The following is a 1014-nucleotide window of genomic DNA, read 5'->3' as shown; positions in this document are numbered from 1 at the left end:
CAGTGGCAGGGCGTGCTGGGCAATGTGGGCCTGGGCACCAACTTCGGCAGTGGCACCAGCAACCTGGCCACGCTGGCCGCCAGCATTGCCACCGGCACCGTCACCACCCTTAGCAGCGGCCTGAACCTGGGCGTGGCCAGCAAGGTGGGCGGCACCTATGTGCTGGGCGCATTGGCCCGGCTGATGGACAAGACCGGCACGGGCAATGTCTTGTCCACCCCCAATTTGCTGACGCTGGACAACGAGGAGGCCAAGATCGTGATCGGTGAGAACGTGCCCTTCGTCACCGGCCAGTTCACCAACACCGGCAGCACCACCGGCACGGTCAATCCGTTTCAGACCATCGAGCGCAAGGACGTGGGCCTGACGCTCAAGGTCCGCCCGCAAATCAACGAGAACGGCACGGTGAAGCTGGTGATCTACCAGGAAACCTCGGCCGTCAAAGCGGGTACCGAACTGGCCGCCAATGGCCCCACCACCAACAAGCGCACGATCGAGTCGACCGTGCTGGTGGACGACGGCGCCATCGTGGTGCTGGGCGGTCTGCTGCAGGACAAGTACACCGGCAACCAGGAGAAAGTGCCGGGCCTGGGCGATATGCCGTTTTTTGGCAACCTGTTCAAGAGCGAGTCCCGCGCCCGCGCCAAGACCAACCTGATGGTGTTTCTGCGGCCCGTGGTGGTGCGTGACGCACAGGCCACAGACCGGCTGTCGATGGACCGTTATGACCTGATGCGCTCCGGCATGAAAGACGCACAACCCATCCCGAGCCAACTGGTGCCCATCAACGAGGCGCCGCTGCTGCCCGAACTGTCCAACAACAAAGGCCCGGCCTCCGAGGTGATGCTGAAGCGTGAGAGCCCGACGCTGACCTTGCCGCCCGTCAACACGCAGCCTTGACCGGGAGCTTGTCTGCCATGCGTCACCCGCTGCCCTACGCCTTTGCCCGCACCCACCAGCTGCTGCTGGAAGACGATGCCGGCGCGCTCACGCTGTTTGTGCACCCGGATTCGG

Annotated in this window: 1 protein-coding gene; it reads left to right on the top strand. The window is 64.3% G+C overall.

All coding sequences use genetic code 11. The features are described 5' to 3' along the window. A partial coding sequence (locus AC097L_RS26570; protein WP_479589679.1) for a type II secretion system protein D occupies positions 1 to 900 on the top strand: 900 nt, incomplete at its 5' end. Between the last annotated feature and the right edge of the window lie 114 nt (positions 901 to 1014).

The sequence above is a fragment of the Rhodoferax sp. RT5P35 genome (assembly GCF_056521385.1).
This window is presented reverse-complemented; position numbering and strand designations above follow the sequence as displayed.